Here is a 20,590-nt window from a genome sequence, read left to right as displayed (position 1 = left end):
GCGGCCGACGTTACTTCCCGCGACCGGTCACCGCCGATCGGCGGCGGGGATGTGCGCGGCGAGCACGACGACGTCGTCGTCGTGCGGTGTGCCCCGGCCCAGCATGCGGCGGATGGTGTCGTCGACGAACCGCGCCAGGTCGGTGGGGTCCAGCGCGGCGGCGGTCTCCCGCAGGCGCTGGATGCCGGCGTCCAGGTCGGTGCGGCGGCGCTCGACCAGGCCGTCGGTGTAGAGCAGCACGGTGTCCCCGGGCCGCAGCCGCACCTGGTGGTCGACGAGCGGGGTTTTGCGCAGTCCGGGGTAGCCGAACATCATGTCCACCCCCGACAGGACCTCCGTGGTGCCGTCGCGGTGGCGGACGATCGGCGGGAGGTGCCCGGCGCTCGCCCAGCGCATCAGCCAGCGGTCCCCGGTTTCGGGGCGCAGGTGAGCCTGCAGCACGGTGCCGGTCGCCCCGACTCCGGTGGCCGCGCAGGCCTGCTCGACCGCGGCGAGCACGGCCGAGGGCGGTCCGGCGGGTCGCTCCCAGCTCGCTTGCCTGCCCATGTTGCGGACCTGGCCCATCAGCGTCGTGGCCTGGATGTCGTGCCCGGTGATGTCGCCGACGACCAGCGCGAGGGCGTCGTGGCCGGCGCCGGTGAGGTCGACGGCGTCGTACCAGTCGCCGCCGACCTGCTCCAGCCGGCCGACGGGGAGGTAGCGCGCGGCGAGGCGCACCCCGGCAGGCTCCGGCAGCCGGGTCAGCATCGCCTCCTGCAGCTTTCGTGCGACGGTCACCCGGTCTTCGAGGAAGCGGGCGCGTTCCAGGGCCTGCCCGACGTAGCCGGCCAGCGTCGTGATCACGGCTTGCTCGTGGACGTCGACTTCGTGGGCGGTGTCCCACCCGAACAGCAGGACACCGGCCACCCCGGCCGGCCCGGGCAGCGGGACGCACGCGATCGAACACAGGCGCAGTTCGGCGTAGCGGCGCTGAGCGGTCTCGGGGAACGCCGCGGCGATCGCTTCCGGATCGGTGTAGAGCTGCAGCCTCGCTTCCCGTGCGGTGAGCGCGATGGGGGTGTCGTCCTCGACGTGGGAGAGCTCGTCGCCGGATTCGGGCCCGAGCGCCTGCAGGGGGTCGTCGATGCGGTGCAGGTCGCCGGCGCCCTCGGCGAGGGTGAGCCCGATGTAGGCGGGTTTCAGGTCGCCGGAGACCAGGTCGGTGACGATCTCGCGCAGCTGGGAGATGTTTCCGGCGTGGGCGAGGGACTGCGAGGCGGTCAGCAGCAGCTGGGACCGGGTGAACGCCTCGCGCAGCATGGCTTCGGCCGTGTCGGTGCGGGCTCGTTCCCGTTGGGCGTCGCGCGTGGCGATGCGCAGGCGCAGTTCCAGCGAGCAGGCGTGCGCGAGGTCGGTCAGCACGACGAGCTCGTCCGCGTGCCACCGGCGAGGCCGGTGATCGATGGCGCACAGGCTGCCGAGGACGCGTCCCGCGGTGTCGGTCAGCGGGAAGCCGGCGTAGGCGCCGATCGCGAGGGCCGCGACCAGCGGGTTGTCCCGCGACCGCGGATCGGCGCCGCTGTCTTCGATGATCAGCGGAGCACCGGTCACCACCTCGTGGCGGCACAACGACGAGTCGAGGGCCGTGCGGCGGGTGCGGGCCCACGGCTCACCGAGACCCGCCAGGCCGGGGAAAACCTGTTCCCGGTCGGTGATCAGGGAGACCAGCGCGATCGGGGCACCGAGGCGCCGGCGTGCCCGTTCGGCCAGCGCGTCGAGCGCCGGGTCCGGCTCGCCGCCCAGCCCGGTTTCGGCCAGCGCCGCCAGCCGGCCGGGATCGGCCAGCGCCGCGTTCCCATCGTCGTCATCGGTCATCGCATGAGCACCCGCACCGTCGAAGTCCGCGTCCGTTGGCCGTATCGCCGTCCAGATACCCAACCGCGGTCCCGGTCAAGCGGGTGCGGTGGTGCCACCGGGATCGGCGGTGAGAACGAGCGCGGCCTGGTCGTCGTCGACGGCGGCGTCACCCGCGAAAGCGGTGACCGCCGCGGTGATGCGCCGGATGACGTCCCGTGCGCGCGGGTGCGCGGGCGCCGCGGTGAGGGTTTCGAGGAGGCGGTCTTCGCCGAACTCCTCGCGGGCACCGTTGCGGGCCTCGAGGAATCCGTCGGTGTACAGGACCAGGCTGTCACCGGGGTTCAGGTGCAGCTCGTACGCGGTGTGGTGGACCGCGACCGAGGCGCCGAGCAGGGTGCCGGGGACCCGGATCTCGTGGGCCCGCCGGTCGGTCGTGAGCAGCACGGGGAAGTTGTGGCCGGCGCGCACCAGGGTGATGTCCACACCGGACGGAGTGGGTCTGAGGTGGCCGTAGACGAGGGTGACGAAGTCGGTGCCGTGCGCGTGCGGGCGGTTGCCCAGCGCGCGGTCGATCGCCGCGACGATCGCGGTGGGCTCGGCCAGCAGCGGCGCGACGGCCCGCGCGGTGTGGCGGACGAGCGCGGTCGTGGTCGCCGCCGTGGCGCCGCGGCCGCAGACGTCGCCGAGCATGAACGCCCACACCTCACCCGCGAGCGGGAAGACGTCGTAGAAGTCACCGCCGATCTCCAGCCCCGCCCCGGCGGGGTGGTAGACGGTGGCGAGGTCGACGCCGGGTACGTCGGGCAGATCCGGCATGAGCAGGCCGGCCTGCAAGTCGCGGGCGAGGGCGGCACGCTGGCTGTACTGGCGGGCGTTGCGCGCCGCCGATGCCGCCCGGCGGGCGACCTCTTCGGTGAGGGCGACGGCGTGCCCGTCGAGTTCGCGGTCGCCGGTGCTGAGCAGGCGCAGCACGCCGAACGTGCGTTCGCGCTCGGTCAGCGGGACGCAGACGTAGCCGGTGACGCCCAGTTCGTCCCACGGTCCGGGCGTGGCCGGGGCGCGGCGCGCGATTTCGGTCGTCCCGGTCGCGAGGACGCGGGTGACCGTCACGTCGTCGCCGGGCGGCGGAAGCCGGCCCCCGGCGGTCCCGGCGGTGGCGACCCGCCGGAGGTGGCCGTCTTCGACGATGTCGACGGTGCACATCGGGGCGAGGGCCGGCACGCAGAGCGCGGCCAGGTGCTCGAGCGTCCGGACGTGGTCGAAGGTGCCGCCGAGGACGGTGCTGGCCTCCAGCAGGAAGGCCAGGTCGGCGCGAGCGGCCGCTTCCTTGGCTTCGGCCGCGAGCCTGGCCTGGTCGCTCAGGTGCCGTTCGATGGCGAGGGCGGCGGTGCTGGTGAAGATCCCGGCCAGGGCGAGGTCGCTGTCCTTGGGCGCGCGGGGGCTCCGGTGGTACATCGCGAAGGTCCCCAGCAGCCTGCCGTCGCGGCCGAGGATCGGGGTGGACCAGCACGCGGCGAGGCCGGCCCGGCCGGCGAGGTCGCGGAAGTCGTCCCACAGCGGGTCGGTGGCGATGTCGGTCACGATCACCGCGGTCCGGCGGTGGGCCGCGGTCCCGCAGGAGCCGACGCCGTCGCCGGTGGTGATGCCGTCGATGGCGTCGTTGTAGAAGGCGGGCAGGCTGGGCGCGGCGCCGTGGCGCAGGCGCCGGCCGTCGTCGTCGGCGAGCAGGACGGACACGAGCACGTCCGGCACGAGTTGCTCGATCGTGCGGGCCATGCCGTCCAGGACCCGCTCCAGGGGCGCTTGACGGGCGATCTGCTCCAGCAGCAGCCGGTGCTCGGCGGCCAGCCGCTGGGCGTGCCGGACCTGGGTCGTCTCGACGCCGATCACCTGGACACCCAGGACGTTGCCGGCGGCGTCGCGCCGGGGCTCACAGGTGAAGTCGAAGAAGGCTTCGCGGGCGTCGCCGCCGCTGCCGATCACCACCCGGGTGTTGCGGCCGGTGACCGGCGTTCCGGTCCGGAACACCCGGTCGAGGTGGCCCAGCAGGCCTTGCGCGGCCGGTTCCGGCATCAGCTGCCCCAGGGGAACTCCGGTGCGCACCCGGTCACCGCCGATCGCGGCGGAGAACGCGGGGTTCGCGGCCTCCAGCACGTGGGCCGGGCCGGCCAGCGACGCGAACACCGCCGTCGACTGCCCGAAGAGGGCCTGCAGGTCCGCGTCGGCGGCAGGGGAGGGCCCGCGGGGGACCACCGGTGCACTGCCGGGCTGGGTCATCGTCGGTCCGCCTGTCCGTCACGGTTCGTCCGGCCGGGGCCCCGTGACCCCACGCACCGACAGCGGGACAGCGTCCGGCCTGGTTGCTCAAGCCGGTTCGGTGGGACGAACGAACATGGTCGGCTGCGTGACCACCCGCGAAGCATATCGCCGAGCAGGCCGCCGACGCAGTTTCAGCGGCCGGCGGACGTCTCGGCACCGGCCCCAGCGGACGCGCCCGGCTGACGCCCCCGCGTCGAGGTCAGTCCGTCGCTTCGTCGCGGAAGGCCGCCACCGCGCACTCGGCCCCGCTGCTCACCTGGTCCGGGGCGACGACGACGCTGCCGGGGATCGTGATCGCCGGCTCGAGCGGGAGCGCGCGCACCCGGGTCGAGCGGATCTCGGCGACCTGGTCGGCGGGCAGCACCGTCCAGCTGCGGGGATCCGAGCCGACCTCGACGAGCGTGTCCTGGAGGGTGCCGGCCGGCCGGCCGTCCTTCGGGCACAGCCCGGTCTCGCGCAGCGCGTCGACCAGGACGTCGTGCAGTGACGGGTCGTGCTCGCGGGAGGGGACGCGCAGCGCGTCGCCGGCCAGTTCCGCGAGCCCCGCGGTGGGCCGGCCGGCGGCCGGGTGCCGCCGGGACACCACCGCGAACAGCCGTTCGGTCCAGGCCGGCAGCACCGCGAGCCCGGGCACGGACCGCACGCCCCGGGTCAGCGCCAGGTCGAGGTCACCCTGCCGGAGCGCGTTGAGCCGGGCCTCGAGGGGCAGGTCGACCAGCACCACGTCGAACTCCGGCGCCCGCTCGCGGAGGGCGTCGATCCCGCGTTCCAGGCGCGCGGTCAGGCCGGCCGCCGTGCCGATCCGGACGGTCGTCATGACCGGCTTCGCCGCCGCCTGCACCCGGCCGGCGGCGGCCAGCGTGCCGCGGGCGGCTTCGAGCACCCGCTGCCCGGCCGCGGTCAGCCGGACCCGCCGGGGGGAGCGGTCGAGCAGCCGGACCCCGAGCTCGCGCTCCAGCCGGGCGATCTGCTGGCTGACGGCGGGCTGCGCGACGTGCAGCCGCTCGGCCGCCCGGCCGAAGTGCAGTTCGTCGGCGACCGTGACGAAGTACCGCAGTGCCCGCAGTTCCATGATAAGGCGAGCTTATCGCAGCACGTGCCGGTTGGGGCTGGTTCGCCGCGGCGGCCGGTGCTGAAGTCGTGATCATGACCATCGAACTCGGACCGCTCGGCGCCTACCTGACCGCCGCGGAGGCGACCGCGGCGGACGCCGTCGCGCTGGAGGAAGCCGGCTACGGCGCGATCTGGCTCGCCGCGTCGCCGGCCGCCGACCTGCTCGCCGCGGAGCGGCTGCTCGACGCCACCGGCCGGATCGTCGTCGGCACCAGCGTGCTCAACGTGTGGCAGACCGACGCCGGCACCGTCGCGGACTCCTACCACCGGATCGCGGGGAAGCACCCCGGCCGGCTGCTCGTCGGCATCGGCGCCGGCCACCGGGAAGTCGACGCCGGGTACGCGTCCCCGCTCGCGAAGACCGCGGGCTACCTGGACACCCTGACCGCGGCCGGCGTCCCCGCCGACCGCGTGCTGCTGGCGGCGCTCGGCCCCAGGATGCTCCGGCTGGCGGCCGAACGCGCCGCGGGCACCCTCACGCTGCAGGTGACGCCCGAACACACCCGCCGGGCCCGGGAGGCCCTCGGCCCGGGCAAGCTCGTGGTGCCCGGCCACGGCGTGCTGCTGGACACCGACGTCGACCGCGCGCGGGAAACCGGCCGGGCCGGGGTGCGGCCCATCCTCGGGATCGCCAACTACGCCAGCAACCTCCGGCGGATCGGGTACACCGACGAGGACCTCACCGACCCCTTCAGCGACCGGTTGATCGACGCGCTGGTGCTGCACGGGGACGAGGACGCGGTCGTGGCGGGCGTGCGCGCCGAGCTGGCGGCGGGCGCGAACCAGGTCGGCCTGCACGCACTGGGCGCGGATCCGATCGCCACCCTGCGCGCGATCGGCCGCGCCGAGCGGGGGTAGCGGCGGCCGCGGCCCGCCCGCGGTGGGTCACTGCCGGTGCGTGGCGGAAGTCACGAAGTCCTGGGCGACGTCGCGCAGTTTCACGTTCTGCTCTTGCGAGGCCTTGACGAGCAGCTCGAACGCGTCTTCCGGCGGGATGCAGTGCAGGGCCATGAGAATGCCCTTCGCCTGGTCGATCACCGCGCGGGTGGTCAGTGCGCTGCGCAGCTGTCCCATGGTCTCGTGGGCGGTCCGGTGCCGCCGGGTGCTGCGCAGCGCGGACTCGGCGGCGGAGGTGTACAAGTCCAGCAGTGCCGCGTCCAGCGCGCCGAAGCTGTTGCCGCCGGTGTCGTACAAGTTGAGCGAGCCGTGGTACTCGTGGTCGACGAACAACGGGGCGGAGAGGTAGGCGACGATCCCGGACCCGGCCGCGGCCGCGGCGAACTCGGGCCACTGCCGCGCCGCTTCGGTCACCTCGACCCGCTGGAGCTCGCCGGTCCGGGCGGCTTCCAGGCAGGGGCCCCGCCCGGCGTCGTACTGCGCCTGATCGACGACGTGTGCGCTGTCCCCGGTCGCTGTCGCCGTGTACGGGGAACCGTCGCGCAGCAGCGTGATGCTGGCGATCTCCGCGTCCGGCACCGCGTGCATGACCTGCCGGCACACCCGCTGCAGGACCACCAGCAGGTCCTCTTCCTCCGCGAAGGCGTCGGCCAGCTGATCCAGCGCGGCGGTGACGTCGTCCACTCTCCGGGCGGCGTCCCGCTCGTCAAGCAGTGTCTCGTCCATGCGGTGCTCCTTCTGTGCGCGGCGGCGGGCTCGAGGTCCCGGGTCATTCTCCCGGCGAGCTGGGTACCGCGAGGGGTGGCAGCGGTCGTTCGGTGGCGGCGACGGTGGTGAACTTGGCGGCGACGGGCGCGAACAGCCGCGAGGTGAACACCTTGTCACCGAGGCGCCGCAGCCGCAGGCCGGCCCGGGTGCGCGGGTAGGCGATCGGGACGATCCAGCGCGGGAGGTGCTGGACGTCGTCGACGAGCGGGCGCATCCAGTCCTCGTAGGCCGCGAGCGCCTCTTCGGGTTCGGCGGTGGACAGGCAGGCGGCCAGGACGTAGCCGCTGGTGAGCGCGAGCGACGCGCCGCCCCCGCCCATCGGGGTGACGCACCAGGCCGCGTCGCCGGCCAGGCAGACGCGGCCGCGGTGCCAGGCCGGCATGCGGATCTGGGTGAGGTCGTCGACGTAGACGTCTTCGGCGGAGTCGAAGGCGTCCAGCACCCGCGGCGCTTCCCAGCCGACGTCGCCGAACAGCTGCCGGACCCGGCGCAGGGCTTCGGCGCGGCCGAGCCGGGCGAGGTCCGCCGTCCGGGCGGCGCTGAGGATGGCGCGGGTGGTGCCGTGGTTGTCCGGCCGCAGGTGGACCTGCCGGCCCCCGACGGTGGTGTACCACCGCCACCGGTCGTCGTCGGCGTCCGTGCGGGGGATCGTGCCGAACACCATGGTGACGCCGAGCTCGCGGCGGTCGACGAGGTCGCCGAAGAGCCGGTCGCGGGTCGAGGACCGCACGCCCTCGGCGATGACCAGCAGGTCGGCGCGCAGCCTCCGGCCGGCCGCCGTCGTCACGGTGACCTCGCCGCCGCCTTCCTCGACAGCGGAAATCGTTTCGCCGTAGGCGACTTCGACGCCGTCGGGCAGGTGCTCGAAGATCGTCCGGGCGAAGTCGCCGCGCAGGATTTCCAGCTCGGCGGTCGCGCCGCCGTCGGGGCCGCCGGAGGGCAGTTCGGCGAGCACCCGCCCCCGCTCGTCGACGAAGACCGTGCCGGCTTCGGTGGTGTTCTGCGCCCGCACCGCCTCGGTCAGCCCCATCCGCGTCAGCACTTCCCGTGCGACACCGCGGACGTCGACGTTCTGGCCACCGTCGCGGAAGGCCTCCGCCCGCTCCAGCACGGTCACGTCCCACCCGGTCCGCCGCAGCCAGAAGGCGGCCGAGAGGCCGGCGATGCTCGCCCCGGAGATCACCGCGTGTCGTGTGCTCATCGTCGCTCCGTCCAGATAGCTTTATAATAAAGCTACTATGCTGTGAAGGAGTCCGCATGACGGATCCGCTGACCGCCGAGTGGGCGCCGGCCCAGGTGGCGGTGATGCACGGGCTGCGGGACTGGGTGGTCGGTTTCACCGAGCTGAACCAGCACTTCGCCACGTGGCTGGACCTGCCCGGCTCGGACGCCAACGCCCTCGGCCAGATCACCTGGGCCGCGGAGACGGGTGCGCCGCTGTCGCCGGTGCGGCTGGCCCGGCGGATCGGCCTCACCACCGGAGCGACGACGGTGCTGCTGAACCGGCTCGAAGCGGCTGGTCACGTCCACCGCAGCCGGGAAAGCGCCGATCGCCGCCGGGTCACCCTGCGGCCGTCCGCCGGCGCGCGCGAACGCGCCCGCGAGTTCCTTGCGTTCGCCGGGGCCGAGATCGCGGCCACCCTGCGGGCGGCGGACCCGAACGAGCTGGATGTGGTCATCGGGTTCCTGACCCGGATCACCGCCGCGGCCGCGGAAGCCAACCAGCGCCTGGGCCGGCCGGCGGGTTCCCGCGGTGGGCGAGGATCGTGAGCGTGTCGTCGGTGGTGGCTGCGCGCCTTGACGTCGTGCGGATACCCGGACGGGCACGGCGCGAACCCCGCGGCGCGCGCCGTGCCCCGGAGCTCACGACGAACGGACGTTCCGCCGGCCCTCCTGCGCCCGGTCGGTGACGTCGCCGGTCGCCGAGCGCGCCTCCTCCTTGACCGTCGACGCGCCGTCCGCGGCTTCGGAGCGCACCGACTCGGCCGCCCGCTGCACCGGTTCGCGCAGGTTCTCCTTGACCTCTTCGGCCGCGTGCTTGGCCACCGGCGCGAGCTGTTCGCGCGCGAGGTCGGTCGCCTGGCCCGCCAGCTTGCGCTCCGGCTCGCTGGCCGGCAGCAGGGATGACACGAGCCAGCCGGCACCGAACGCGATCAGGCCGGCGGCCAGCGGGTTGCCCTGCGTGCCGCGGCGGATCTGCCGCGGGGCGTCGGACACCACGCCGGCCGCGGTGCTCACCTTGTCCTGCGCGGAGGCGGCGACCGAGCCGGCCTTGTCGCCGGCCGTCGACGCGTGGTCGTTCGCGGTGCCCATCACCCGGTCCTTCGCGCTGCCGACCGCCGTGCGCAGCCGGCCGACCCGGCGTTCCACGATGCGGCCGGGGCTCACCTTCTCGGTCAGCGCGTTGACGTCGGTGCTCAGGTTCCGTTGCGTGCCTTCGATCTCACGGCGGATCCGGTCGGGTTCGGTCATGATCGCTCGCCTTTCAGTGCGTCCGGAACCCGTTGCAGGGTCTCGACGGTGCGTTCGGGTATCGGGTTGACCCGGCGGAGCTCGCTGCGCCCGGTCACGAACAGGACGGCGCCGGCGATCGCCCACACGGCCGCGACGATCAGCGCGGCCCAGCCGCCGTCCATGACGTTCTCGAGGCCCTGCCAGAGCGCGACGGACAGGAACAGCACGACCATGTAACCGGCGAAGCCGGCGCCGCCGAACATGCCCGCGCCCTTGGCCGCCTTCGCGGCTTCGGCCTTCGTCTCCGCCTTGGCCAGCTCCACCTCCTGGCGCAGCAGGGTGGAGACGTCCTTCATCACGTTGGACAACAGCTCGCCGACCGAGGAATCGGCGACGTCGACCGGCGGGGGCGCGACCGGCGGGGGCGCTTGCGGCGTGGGGCCGGGAGGCTGCGTCATCACGGCACCTGCCCGGGCGTGGAGTAGCGCGTGGGCTGCGGGAGCGGTTCCGGCGGCGCGGCGTACCCGCCCGGAACCGTCTGCTCACCGGGCTGGGGCGCGTAGCCACCCGGCGGCGCGTTCAGCCCGCCGGCGCCCGGCTGCGGGGCGGTGAACCCGCCCGGCGCGGCCGGCGGCGGCGAGCCGGCCACCCCCGGCTGCGGCGTGGAAGCCGGGGGCACGGGCGGGATCCCGGCGGCGGGCGGCCCGTCCGGCGAGCTCCCGGAGTTCTGCTGCTGCTGGGCCACGACCCCGCGCGTGAGCCGTCCGACGAGAGCACCCGCGACGGCCGCGCCGACGAGGAACGCGCCCGGACGACGGCGCGCGAACCGCCGCACCTCGCCGAGCAGGTCGCCGGGTTCGCGGTGCTCCAGCCAGTCCGCGACCGTCCGGGTGCGGTCCGACACCTGCCGCACGACGTCGGCGGCGACGCCGGGGGAGTCGGTCTGCTCGGCCATCCGGTCCAGCTGGCCGGCCAGGTCGTGGAGGCTTCGCGCCGCCTTCCGCTGACCGTCCTTCGCCTGGGACTCCAGCTGTTCCCGGCCTTCGCGGAGCAGGTCGCGCGCTTCCCGTTGAGCGTGCTCCGCGACGTGTTTCGCTTCCTGCGCGGCGGTCTGCGCCACCTCACCCCCGCGATCGACGGCCGTGGTGGCCACCTCGCGGGCTTCGTCCTTCGCGGTGTCCGTCGTCGACGGCGGCGACTGGCCGCCGGATCCCTGTGTCATCTCGACCTCCTGGCGGGTGTGGCACTTCCGGTGCCCCGGTTGCTCAGGGCGGCGGGCTACCCGGGCGCTCCGGCGGTAAACGGGCGCGAGTGTCCGGCGTGAGGGAGTGACGGGCGGCCGTCGGTGCTGGGGCAGCCGTCCGGTCGCGCTGCCGGTGGAAGGGAACTTCGCCCTCGGCGTCGGCGAATTCCCGGGCTGACCCCCACGGCTCAGCCCAGCACCGTGCCCGAGTTCGCGGTGTTCCGGTTGCGCCGCCGCGAGAACGCACCCAGGTCGATCTCCAGGCCGGTGCGCGGGGCCCGGAACCGGACGGGCACCGCGTCGTGGTCGGCGCCGTTCTCCACCCGGTCGATCAGCTCCGCCATCAGCTGCCCCACGACCGGTGCGTTCTTGAACTGGTTGCCGCTCGTTCCGATCGCGAGGTAGAAGCCCTCGAGCCCGGTGCGGTCGTAGATCGGAGTCCAGTCGTCGGCGACGTCGTAGACGCCTGCCACGCCGCGCGCCCGGTTGGGCACCCCCAGGCCGGGCAGCCGGCGCGCGGCCCGCGTGACCTGGGCCTCGAAGACCGCGGCCGTCGGGTGGACGTCGGCCGCGTCCGGGTCGTCGGTCCACTGCATCGGGTCGCACTTCGGTTCCGTGCCGCCGACGAGCAGGCCCCCTCCTGCTTCACCGCGGAAGTAGGTGCCCAGATCCATGTCCGCCACCACCGGCCCTCGATAGCCCTCGAGGACCGGCACGTGCGCCACTTCCTGCCTCATCGGCCGCACCCCGACGGTGAAGTCGGCCCCCACGCCGGCCAGCCGGTTCACCGCGCCCGACCACGGACCGGCGGCGTTGACCACGACGGCGCAGGGAATCCGGGTGCCGTCCGACAGCCGCACCGACGTCACGCGCCCGCCCGCCTGCTCCACCGCCGTCACGGTGCTGCGGAAGCGGAACTCCGCCCCGCACGCCGAGGCCGCGGCGGCGAGGTTCACGGCGGCGAGGGCCGGGTCCGAGACGTAACCGGCGTCCGGGGTGTACACGCCACCGAGCGAGTGGGTTGCGTCCGCCCAGAACTCCTCGTCGTCGAGCCGCTTCGGCGGCCAGTAGCGGCCGACGTCGATACCGGGAACGCGCTCGGCCAAGGTGGCGCTGTCCCATTCCTCGTAGGGGACACCGATCTCGTCGAACAACGGGAGCCACGACGCACGCGGAGCCGCCTCGACGTCGAGCATCACCAGCCCGCTCTTGCGGAACACGGCGAGGTCGCCGACGTCGTGCCCGAGGTGCCCGGCCCAGTCGAGCCAGCCGAAGTGCGCCTCCCACGCCGTCGCCACCCCGGCGCGGGTGGAGAAGGTGAACCGGACGACCGCACTCGAAGCCGAGGTCGACCCCTGGCCGGGCCCGGCGGCCCGGTCGAGTGCGGTGACCCGGTGCCCCGCCCGGGCGAGCTCGAGGGCGATCGACGAACCGATCACCCCGGCCCCGATCACGACCACGTCGGTGCTCGAGCGCTCACCGGGCACGGCAGGTCCTCAGGTAGCTGAGGAACGAGGCCTGCAGGCCGGTCACGTGCGTTTCGCGCAGCACCGCGCTGGTGACGGCGCCGCCGCGGGCGGTCAGGCGGTGCAGGACGGTGGCCGCGTTCTTCGCGAGGTTCTGGTAGACGGCCAGGTCGCCGAGCAGCTCCTGGTCGTTGACGGTCAGGTGGAGCTTGGCGGCGGGCAGGCTGTCGCCCAGTTCTTCGAGCCGCGCGAAGATCTGGCTGTCTTCACCGACGACACCGGGACTGCCCGCGCCGATGCTTTCGAAGAGCGTGCTGCCGCTGAGCCAGGCGTAGAGGCCGAAGAGCCCGCCGTAGGAGTAGCCGAAGAGGCCGTGACCGCTCGCGGCCGTGCCGTAGTCGCGTTCGATCCGCGGGTGCAGTTCCGCGGTGAGGAAGTCCAGGAACGCGTCGGCGTGGGTTTCGTTCAGTTCGGCGAGGTAGGCGTCGGCTTCCTCGCGGGTCATCGAGCCCGTCCGGATTCCCGTTTCGACGGCGTCGACGAACTCCCGGGCGATGGGCTCGCCGGGCGGTACGAGGTCCCTGTTGCGCAGCCGTGCCCAGTGCGGTGCGTCCTCGCCCGCGTAGCCGACGCTGACCTGGATGTAGGGCCGGATCTGCTGCATGGGGTCCTTCTGGGTGACGATGAGCGGAGCCGTCATGCCCACGGCCCAGTTGCCGTCGAGCACGTACAGGGCAGGCGCTTTCGTCGTGGCGCGGTCGTAGCCCGGTGGCGTGGTGACCCAGACGCCGTAGTCGTGCCCTGCGCCGGAACGCAGCTCGAAGTAGTCGGTGTCGGCCAGACAGCCCTGCCACATGGTGCTCATCGGAGGTCCTTCACGATTCGGCCGGCCTTGAGGACGAGGACGGCATTGGCGGGATCGGCGAACAGCTCGGGGTCTTCGACCGGGTTGCCGTTCCACAGCACGAGGTCTGCCTGCGCGCCGGGAGCGATGACGCCGGCCTGGCCGGCCAGGCCGAGGATCTCGGCGTTGGTCCTGGTGGCCGCCACGAGCGCGGCCATCGGGGTTTCGAGCTCCGCGCGCAGCCTGAGCTCTTCGCCCCGGCGGTCCTGGGCCGGGCCGATGAGATCGGAACCCAGCCCGATCCGCACCCCGGCCTCCTTGGCGACGGCGAGCGCTTCGGCCATCCGCTCCCGGACACCCAGCACGCGGTCGCGGGTCGAGGCGTCGAGGCCGGCTCCGGCGGTGTCGTGCAGCAGCTGCTCGACGACGGCGAACGTGGGCACGAGCGCGACGTCGTGAGCGGCCATCAGGGTGGCCGTGGCTTCGTCGAGGCCGGTGCCGTGCTCGACGCACCGCACCCCGGCCTCGACGGCGTTGCGGATGCCGTCGTTGTTGTGGGCGTGCACCGTCACGTAGGTGCCCCGGGCCGCGGCTTCCTGGACCGCGACCGCGATCTCCTCGACGGTGAACTGGGTGTCGGTCAGCCGGTCGTGCGCGCCCACCACACCGCCGGTCACGCAGAGCTTCAGGAAGGAAGCTCCGCGCCGGAAGGCCTCGCGCACGTTGCGCCGCAGCTCGTCCGCGTTGCCCGACATCGTGGACAGGGCGCACAGGCCGGGGAGGTGGTGGCCGCTCCACAGCTCGGTGGGTTCCCAGTCGGCCCCGTAGTAGCCGTGCCCGCCGATCTGGCACTGCACCGGTCCGCACGACAGCACACGCGGGCCCCTGACCTTGCCCTTCGCGATCGTGGTCACGAGGCCGCCGTCGACCCCGCCGGTGTCCCGGACGGTGGTGAAGCCGGCGTCGAGCGTCGCCCCGGCCGCGGCGAAGATGTCCGCCGCGAGCTCGGCGGCGCTGATCCGGAACGAGAACTGCGGCTGGATCGGGCTCGCCAAGCCCAAGTGGACGTGGGCGTCGATCAGGCCGGGTGTCATCGTCAGGCCGCCGGCATCGAGGCGCATCCCCGCTGCGCCGGAGGCGCCGACCTGGGCTATGCGCCCGTCTTCGATGCCGACGTCGACGTCGACCGGGTCGCGACCCGATCCGTCGACGACGGTCGCGCCGACCACTGAACACCGTTCCACGAGTCGTTCCTTCCACTGGCGCATCTCTTTTCCAATGGATAAACTGTGGGAGTGACCTTGTCAAGCACGGAACGCACCGGCGACGCACGCGAGCGGCTCCTGGCCCGGCTTCTCGACGCCTTCGCGGAAGGGCTTCCCTCGCCGGAGGTGTCGCTCCGCGAGATCGCCGTCAGGGCCGGAACCAGCCATGCTCTCTTGCGGTACCACTTCGGGTCGCTCCCCGGTGTCCTGGCCGCGATGCTCAAGGCGCAGCGATCCCGTGACAACGAGGCACTGCTCGAGACCGCCCGGCAAGGCACCTTCGACGACCTCGTCGTGGCGATCTGGCGGGCCTACACGCGCCCGGAGCGGCTGTCGCGGGTCCGCGGCTTCTTCCACGTCGTAGGACTCGCCGCGTACCGCCCGGAGGACTTTCGCGAGTTCGTCGACTCGCTCGACGACCTGACCGGGATGCTGGCCTCGCTCGCGGAACGCAAAGGGCACGGCACCGAGGAAGCGCTGACGGTGGCCACCGTCACCGTCGCCGCGATCCGGGGGCTGCTCTTGCAGGAGGTACTGAGCCCGACCGCCCGGCCGGAGGACGCGGTCGCCGTGATCCTGCGCATGGGCGCGGTGTGACGGGCGAGGCGAAAGGGCTGTTCGAGGTCGGCCTCGTGGCCGCGGTCGGTGCCGGTGAAGGTCGCGGACCGCCCCGGCGAACTGGGCCCGACGAGCACCGACGACGCCCTGAACGAGGGCTGAACAGTTGCGGTGGGGTAGCGGCTGAGAGCTTTGCCGACGTCCGGTAGCGACGTCCCGCAGTGACGCCGTTGTCAGCTCTCGGCGCGTGGCAGGTCGTCGGCGAAGTGAGCACGGGCAGTGCTGTCCGAAAGCCGGGAAAGCACGTCGAGGAGTTCCTTGGGTGAACGCATCAGCCGCGGGTCGGTTCGCAGCACTCGCATGGCTTCTGCGGTGGGTACCCAGCAGGTGATCCGACCGTCGACCTTCACGAGCACTGTCGAACTGGTGCAGAGGACGATCTCGTCGTGAACCTGGCACGCATCGAGCAACCGGGCGATCGCGTTGGCTTCCTGTTCGTTCTGCCCGGCGCCTGGCTCGTTCCGGATCGAGACGTCCCGAGCTTGGACGACCTTGCCGTTCACCGTACCGGCCAGGTGGTTGGCCACCGCGGTCGCGACGATCCGGCCGAGCTCTTCCCCGGCCTGCGGATCCTTTTTCGTGACGAACAGCCGCTGGAACCACGACCCGTGCTCGGGTACGTCACGGGAAACGATGGAGAATCCGGCGATCTCCAGGAGATCGACCAGAGCGTCCCGTACCGGTTGGCCCTCGTCGCCGGAGGTGAAGACGGTGATCTCCTCGGCGTCGCTTGCCATTTCCCGGCGCGACGCGTCCATTCGGTGCCGCGTGTCCGCGGCCTCGTCCAGCCGGCCCTGCGCGGTGAACAGTTCACCGGCCTCGGCCCAGCAACGCCGAGCAGCGTCGAACTCACCGGTGTCCGCGTGGATCTCGCCGACGATACGCAGGGTGTTGGCGACCTGGTAGAAGTCGCGCAGATCACGGCGCAGTCGCAGGGCATCGCCATAGAGAGTGAGGGCTTGCCGGTACTGGTCCGAGTGCCGGGCGAGGTAGCCCAGGGTGTCCAGCGTGTCGGCCTCCCCGGCGCGATCGGGGTGGTAGCGGTGCAACTCCTGCGCCGCCGAGCAGTGATCGCGAGCCTGGTCGAAGTGCCCGAGCCGGGCGGCGTACCGGCCGACGGCGTTGAGCACCTCCGCTTCGGAAAAGCCGTCACCGAGCGAACGGACGCGGTCGAGCGCTTGAAGAGCGTGGTCGAGCGCCCGGCGGCGGTTTCCCTGGCGTTCCCAGATCATCGCCAGCGTTCGATGGGCGTCGGTTTGCTCGGTGGCACCGACCGATTCGGACAGGTCGAGACATCGCTGCGCGAAATCGAGCGCTTCCGCGTGTCGGCCGGACCTGGAACAGGCATCGCCGAGGACGCGGAGCGCGAGCGCCAGCGGTCCCGGCTCGCCGAGCTGCTCGGCGGCCTCGAGCGCCGTCCGCCAGCTCGCGAGCCGGTCGTCCAGGCTCCCCTTGCGCTGGAGGTAGGTGTCCATGGCGATGGCCAGCTGCCACACGGCGTTGTACCGCCCCAGCGTCGAGGCAAGCCGTTGCACCGGAAGCAGGCAGTTGTACTCGGTGTCGAACCACGCCAAGGCTTCAGTCGCGTCCGCCAAGGGCAAAGGGATGGTTCCGGGCGAGAGCTGACCGAGTTCGAGACGTTCTTTGCGTTGTGACAGCTGCTGGTTCGCGTCCTTGGCCGTGTGCAGGTAGAAGTCGATCACCCTGTTCCGGGCGTCCGATCGCGCGGCTTCGCCGTCCAGCGAAAGGGTTTGTTCGAGAGCATAGGCACGGATGAGATCGTGCAGTCCGTATCGACCGGGCACCTGACTGGTGACGAGGCTGCCCAGTTCCAGCGCTTCCAGCACGGCCCGAGCCTGGTCGATGCTCCGCTCGCCCAGGGTGGCGGCGGCGTTGATCCCGAAGTCCGGCCCGGGTAGCAGGCTCAGGAGCCGGAAAGTACGCGCGACCTCGGCCGGAAGAGCTCGGTAAGACCAGGAGAGTACAGAGCGGACACCGAGCTCGGGTTCGTCGTTCTCGAGTGCGGGTACGGCGCGCAGCTCCGCAGCGAGCTCAGCCAGCGGCTGCCGGCCGCGTGAACGGGCGGCGCTGGCGACGAGGGACAAGGCCAGTGGAAGGCCGGCGCAAGCCCTGCTCAGATCGTCGATCGCCTGGGGCTCGGCGGCGACGCGTTCCGCGCCGACGAGGTGGGCCAGCATAGCCCGGGATTCCGCCGCCGGCAGCAACTGCAGATCGAATCTGCCGGCGCCGTAACGTGCAGTCAACTCGGTGAGTGGTCGGCGGCTGGTCACGACAACGGTGCTCGAGGCAGTCCGCGGGAGCAGCGGGATGATCTGAGCGGCTGTGCTCGCGTTGTCCAAGATGATGAGCATCCGTTTGCCCGCGATCAAAGAACGGTACAGCCCCAATTGGGCGGCGGGATCTTCCGGCACCCGGGACGAGGGTACTTCGAGGTCGTCGAGCAAGCCACGAACGGCCGTACCCGCGGGCAGCGGCTCGGCGGGCGAATATCCCCGGAGATCAACGTACAACTGCCCGTCGGGGAACTGGTCGATCCGTCGCCGTGCCCATTCCACAGCCAGCGAAGTCTTGCCGACTCCCGCCATCCCGGTGATCACCAGCACCGGGGTTCCGGCGGCCCGTTTCGCATCGAGGGTGGTGAGTAGTTCTTCTCTCGCGAAAAACGAGTCGGCAGCAGGAGGGAGCCGGTGCGGAACGGGAGCCGGGCGGGGCGTTTTCGATTCGCGCTGCAAGGGGCCTCCTTCTCCGGTCGCCCTCCCACTATGCACTGCAGTGCGCCCCGGCGACACCGCGCCGCACCCGCGGGCCGGGACCGGAACGATGCTGACCCCGGCGTCGCTCGCGGCCTCAACCGCGAGAATGCCCGCGGGATTCTGCGCCGGTGATCAGCAGGACGGCGCTTCCCGGAATCGGATTCTGTTCGAAAGGCTGCCAGGATGATTGGTCGACATTCCCTCGCCGGGGCCGTGCACCGGTCTCAGCGATCTGTGCGAGGGGAGTAGGTGGTACCGGGCCGGCCCGTGCGTCCCCTCATCTGCCGGATCATTCCTGGAGCCGGGCGAACAGTTCTCTTGCCTCCCGGGATCTGGCTTCGGCTTCCTCGTCCCGGCCCAACGCGCGCAGCGGGGTGGCCATCCTGTCCAGGGTGTTGGCTATGTGCCTGAGGTAGCCGTGGGCGCGGCGCAACGTGAGCGCCCGCTCGTAGTGCTCGACCGACCTGTCCGGCCGGCCGGCGCGGTCCTCGACGTAGGCGAGGGTTTCGCGGCCGGACGCCTCGCCCTCCGGGTTGGGACGCAGGGCGAGAGCGGCCTCGCCGAACGAGCGAGCCCGGTCGAGGTCGCCGAGCCGGGCGGTGAACCACGCGACCGCGTTCAGGGCGTGGGCTTCGCTGGTGGTGTCGTGCAGTTCTCGCGACAGCCTCAGGTTCTCCTGGGCGTGGTTCAGCGCGTCGGCGTCCTCGTCCTGGCGGCCGAGTGCCCAAGCCAGGGCGCGATGGGTGTGCGAGAGCTGGTACAGGTCCTCCGACTGCTCAGCGAGGACGATCGCTTCCCGCAGGTGTGTCAGTCCCTCGGAATCCCGGAGGGCCCGGGTAAGCGCTTCGCCGAGCCGTCGGTGGGACGTGATCAGGGTCGGACCGGGTGTCCGCGCGCGCAGTGCGAGTCTCCAGGTGCGGATGTCGGCGTCCGGGTGATCCCGTCGGTGGTGGTACGTCGTGAGTGTGCGTGCCAGGTGCCAGACGACGTCGTGCCACTCGTGCTCCGCGGCGGTGTCGACGGCGGCGAGCAGGCACTGGTGTTCCGCGTCGAACCAGGCCAGCGCCGCATCGAGGTCCGCGGGTGCTTCCGGCCGGCAGTCCGGTGACATCGGCGGCAAGACCGCGGGCGCGCCGTACGGCTGGAGGTGACGGTCTGCCGAGTGGGCGGTGTACAGGTAGTGGTCGGTCACCCGCCGCGTTGCCTCGACGTCTTCGGCACGGACCTCGGCACGGATGAGGTCGTGCATGCGGTAGCGCCCGTCGGCCACCGTTTCCAGCAGGCTGAGGCGCGCCAAGGCAGGCAGCTCGGAGACCGACCCGGTGAGGCCGGCCGCGGCGGCGAGGCCGATGTCCGGTCCCGGTGCGGTGGCGAGCAGCCCGAGGACGCGCGCCTGCGGCCCGGTCAACTCGCGCAGCGACCAGGACAGCGCCGCGGGGAAGCTGTTGGCCGGGTCCTCGTCGTCGAGCCGGCCCAGCTCGTCCGCGATTCGTGCCAGGGACATCTCAGGACTCGTCTCGACGCGGCTGGCGACGATCGCCAGTGCGAGTGGCAGTCCCGCACAGTGCTTCACGATCCGCTGCACGGCCGCGGGATCCGAGGCGATCCGGACGGATCCGAGGCGCGCGCGCAGCAGGTCGTGGGACTCGGCGTCGCCGAGCACGCCGAGTATCCGGTGCCGGGCGCCGTGCCGGGTGTTCAGCGAAGTGAGCCGACGGCGGCTGGTCACCAGTACGGTGCAGGAGGACCCACCCGGCAGCAGTGACTCCACCTGGGCCGCGTCGGCAGCGTTGTCGAGGACCACCAGCAGCCGCTTGTCCGCGGTCAGGCTTCGGTAGAGCGCGACTTGAGCATGCGGATCCGGCGGTATGTCGACGGCTCCGAGCGCGTCGAGGAACCCCCGTACCGCGGCGGCGGGAGCCATCGGTCGATCCGGGGAAAATCCGCGCAGGTCGACGAACATCTGACCGTCCGGGAACCGGTGTCCGTGGGTGTGGGCCCACTGCACCGCCAGCCACGTCTTGCCGACGCCGCCGCTCCCTACGACCGCGTGCACCCCGGGCTCGTCGGCCAAGCCGGCCAAGTCACCGGCCCGGCCCACGAAACGTGCCGGCGACGCGGGCAGCTGCCGGGGTGCAGGTCGTCCACGCGCGATGACGACCTCTCCGGCCTGCACGACCGTCCCCGTCACGTCGCCGTTGACGACGTTGTGCACCCCGGGCCGGTCAGGCATGCCCACCAGCATGCACCGGCCGCCGCGGTACCACCAGATCTCCGCGCGGCGACCACCGTTGCCGGCGACTCGCGCCGGACGCCGATCGACGCTCCCGAGGGGGATCGGTCCAGTGTGGACGCCGGCTGCGTCAGGCCCCTGCGGCGTCCCGGTGCGTCGCGGCGTGGAACCGGTCGAGGTAGAGCGGCCAGCCCGATCCGGAGCCGAGGCTCGTGAAGCTTTCCCAGTCTTCGCCGTGCCGGTCCAGGTGCCGGTGTTCGAGGGTGACGCGGGTGCGCTCGGCGCCATCGGCGATGAAGCGGATTTCGACCTCGCTGGTGTGACCGGGGTCGGATTCCAGTTGCCAGCGCGGGCTGATGTCCCAGCTGAGGAGCAGCCGGTCCGTCGGCTCGCAGGCGAGGACCCGCGCCCAGGCGCAGCGGCTGCCGTCGGTGCCGACGTCGTGGACGGTGCCGCCGGCGCGGGGCTCGAGGACCGTCCGTTCGATCGGCACCGCGAGCAGGTTGTGCTCGCGCGGCTTGATTTCGTCGAATCGCTCGGTGAACACGCGGAAGGCCCGCTCCCGGGGGACATCGACGGAGATGGCGGCTCGCACCGTGGTCGAGGCTGGTGACGTGCTGCTCATGGGCATCCTTCCGGGTCGGCTCACCGGAGGACGACCGGCTGCCCGGCTTCTCGACAGTCCCAGCACCTTTCCGAGGCTCTGATTTTTGAGGAACGCTCGTTCTTGACTGATCGTTCCTCAAAACGCTACCGTCGT

General features: G+C 72.4%; 17 protein-coding genes. 3 read left to right on the top strand and 14 right to left on the bottom strand.

The genetic code is table 11. From position 1 onward, the window contains the following. Window positions 1-27: 27 nt before the first annotated feature. The 3 genes from AB0B33_RS18590 to AB0B33_RS18580 all read right to left on the bottom strand — a co-directional run bounded on the left by AB0B33_RS18590 (window position 28) and on the right by AB0B33_RS18580 (window position 5,227). The gene (locus tag AB0B33_RS18590; RefSeq protein ID WP_360773031.1) at window positions 28-1,854 is read right to left on the bottom strand and encodes a SpoIIE family protein phosphatase; all 1,827 of its coding nucleotides are present in this window, start codon (window positions 1,852-1,854) and stop codon (window positions 28-30) included. A gap of 75 nt (window positions 1,855-1,929) precedes the next feature. After that, the gene (locus AB0B33_RS18585; RefSeq protein WP_360773028.1) at window positions 1,930-4,113 is read right to left on the bottom strand and encodes a SpoIIE family protein phosphatase; all 2,184 of its coding nucleotides are present in this window, start codon (window positions 4,111-4,113) and stop codon (window positions 1,930-1,932) included. Between the two features lie 241 nt (window positions 4,114-4,354). Then, window positions 4,355-5,227 (bottom strand): LysR family transcriptional regulator, encoded by an 873-nt coding sequence (locus AB0B33_RS18580; RefSeq protein ID WP_360773025.1) that lies wholly within the window; start codon window positions 5,225-5,227, stop codon window positions 4,355-4,357. A gap of 74 nt (window positions 5,228-5,301) precedes the next feature. Here AB0B33_RS18580 and AB0B33_RS18575 point away from each other — a divergent pair, with 74 nt between their 5' ends. Next, window positions 5,302-6,126, top strand: coding sequence for a TIGR03620 family F420-dependent LLM class oxidoreductase (locus tag AB0B33_RS18575; RefSeq protein ID WP_360773022.1), 825 nt, complete (start codon window positions 5,302-5,304; stop codon window positions 6,124-6,126). 27 nt (window positions 6,127-6,153) lie between these two features. Here the strand turns inward: AB0B33_RS18575 and AB0B33_RS18570 are convergent, their stop codons facing one another. After that, window positions 6,154-6,891 (bottom strand): GAF and ANTAR domain-containing protein, encoded by a 738-nt coding sequence (locus AB0B33_RS18570; protein WP_247024973.1) that lies wholly within the window; start codon window positions 6,889-6,891, stop codon window positions 6,154-6,156. Window positions 6,892-6,934: 43 nt separating this feature from the next. Then, window positions 6,935-8,134 carry an FAD-dependent monooxygenase gene (locus AB0B33_RS18565; RefSeq protein WP_360773019.1) on the bottom strand — a complete coding sequence of 400 codons (1,200 nt, stop codon included), beginning with the start codon at window positions 8,132-8,134 and terminating at the stop codon, window positions 6,935-6,937. 56 nt (window positions 8,135-8,190) lie between these two features. On the opposite strand from AB0B33_RS18565, the gene AB0B33_RS18560 reads away from it, so the two are divergent. Beyond that, entirely contained in the window at window positions 8,191-8,703 is a 513-nt protein-coding gene (locus AB0B33_RS18560) for a MarR family transcriptional regulator (RefSeq protein WP_360773017.1), read from the top strand. A 93-nt stretch (window positions 8,704-8,796) separates the two neighbouring features. On the opposite strand, the gene AB0B33_RS18555 is transcribed toward AB0B33_RS18560, so the two are convergent. The 6 genes from AB0B33_RS18555 to AB0B33_RS18530 form a co-directional block, all read right to left on the bottom strand. Continuing rightward, complete coding sequence (locus AB0B33_RS18555) at window positions 8,797-9,405, bottom strand: DUF3618 domain-containing protein (RefSeq protein ID WP_360773014.1); 609 nt, start codon at window positions 9,403-9,405, stop codon at window positions 8,797-8,799. After that, window positions 9,402-9,845 (bottom strand): phage holin family protein, encoded by a 444-nt coding sequence (locus AB0B33_RS18550; protein WP_360773011.1) that lies wholly within the window; start codon window positions 9,843-9,845, stop codon window positions 9,402-9,404. Before AB0B33_RS18550 ends, AB0B33_RS18555 begins: the two co-directional genes overlap by 4 nt. Next, window positions 9,845-10,609 carry a hypothetical protein gene (locus tag AB0B33_RS18545; RefSeq protein ID WP_360773008.1) on the bottom strand — a complete coding sequence of 255 codons (765 nt, stop codon included), beginning with the start codon at window positions 10,607-10,609 and terminating at the stop codon, window positions 9,845-9,847. The genes AB0B33_RS18550 and AB0B33_RS18545 overlap by 1 nt, the downstream gene beginning before the upstream one ends. Before the next feature lie 209 nt (window positions 10,610-10,818). Continuing rightward, window positions 10,819-12,117, bottom strand: coding sequence for an FAD-dependent oxidoreductase (locus tag AB0B33_RS18540; protein ID WP_360773005.1), 1,299 nt, complete (start codon window positions 12,115-12,117; stop codon window positions 10,819-10,821). Further along, window positions 12,107-12,961 carry an alpha/beta hydrolase-fold protein gene (locus tag AB0B33_RS18535; RefSeq protein ID WP_247024964.1) on the bottom strand — a complete coding sequence of 285 codons (855 nt, stop codon included), beginning with the start codon at window positions 12,959-12,961 and terminating at the stop codon, window positions 12,107-12,109. Before AB0B33_RS18535 ends, AB0B33_RS18540 begins: the two co-directional genes overlap by 11 nt. Further along, window positions 12,958-14,184 carry an amidohydrolase family protein gene (locus AB0B33_RS18530; RefSeq protein ID WP_360773002.1) on the bottom strand — a complete coding sequence of 409 codons (1,227 nt, stop codon included), beginning with the start codon at window positions 14,182-14,184 and terminating at the stop codon, window positions 12,958-12,960. Before AB0B33_RS18530 ends, AB0B33_RS18535 begins: the two co-directional genes overlap by 4 nt. A gap of 51 nt (window positions 14,185-14,235) precedes the next feature. Between AB0B33_RS18530 and AB0B33_RS18525 the strand changes: the two genes are divergently transcribed. After that, window positions 14,236-14,802: a TetR/AcrR family transcriptional regulator gene (locus AB0B33_RS18525; RefSeq protein WP_360772999.1), complete on the top strand. Its 567-nt coding sequence runs from the start codon at window positions 14,236-14,238 to the stop codon at window positions 14,800-14,802. 194 nt (window positions 14,803-14,996) lie between these two features. On the opposite strand, the gene AB0B33_RS18520 is transcribed toward AB0B33_RS18525, so the two are convergent. The 3 genes from AB0B33_RS18520 to AB0B33_RS18510 all read right to left on the bottom strand — a co-directional run bounded on the left by AB0B33_RS18520 (window position 14,997) and on the right by AB0B33_RS18510 (window position 20,455). Beyond that, complete coding sequence (locus tag AB0B33_RS18520) at window positions 14,997-17,576, bottom strand: tetratricopeptide repeat protein (protein ID WP_360772996.1); 2,580 nt, start codon at window positions 17,574-17,576, stop codon at window positions 14,997-14,999. Window positions 17,577-17,886: 310 nt separating this feature from the next. Further along, on the bottom strand, window positions 17,887-19,830 hold the full coding sequence (locus AB0B33_RS18515; protein ID WP_360772993.1) for an NB-ARC domain-containing protein: 1,944 nt from the start codon (window positions 19,828-19,830) through the stop codon (window positions 17,887-17,889). A 130-nt stretch (window positions 19,831-19,960) separates the two neighbouring features. Beyond that, window positions 19,961-20,455, bottom strand: a complete 495-nt coding sequence (locus AB0B33_RS18510) for an SRPBCC family protein (RefSeq protein ID WP_360772991.1) — start codon at window positions 20,453-20,455, stop codon at window positions 19,961-19,963. Window positions 20,456-20,590: the final 135 nt, after the last annotated feature.

It is taken from the genome of Amycolatopsis sp. NPDC049159 (genome assembly GCF_040648295.1).
Lineage (GTDB): Bacteria > Actinomycetota > Actinomycetes > Mycobacteriales > Pseudonocardiaceae > Amycolatopsis > Amycolatopsis pretoriensis_A.
This window is presented reverse-complemented; position numbering and strand designations above follow the sequence as displayed.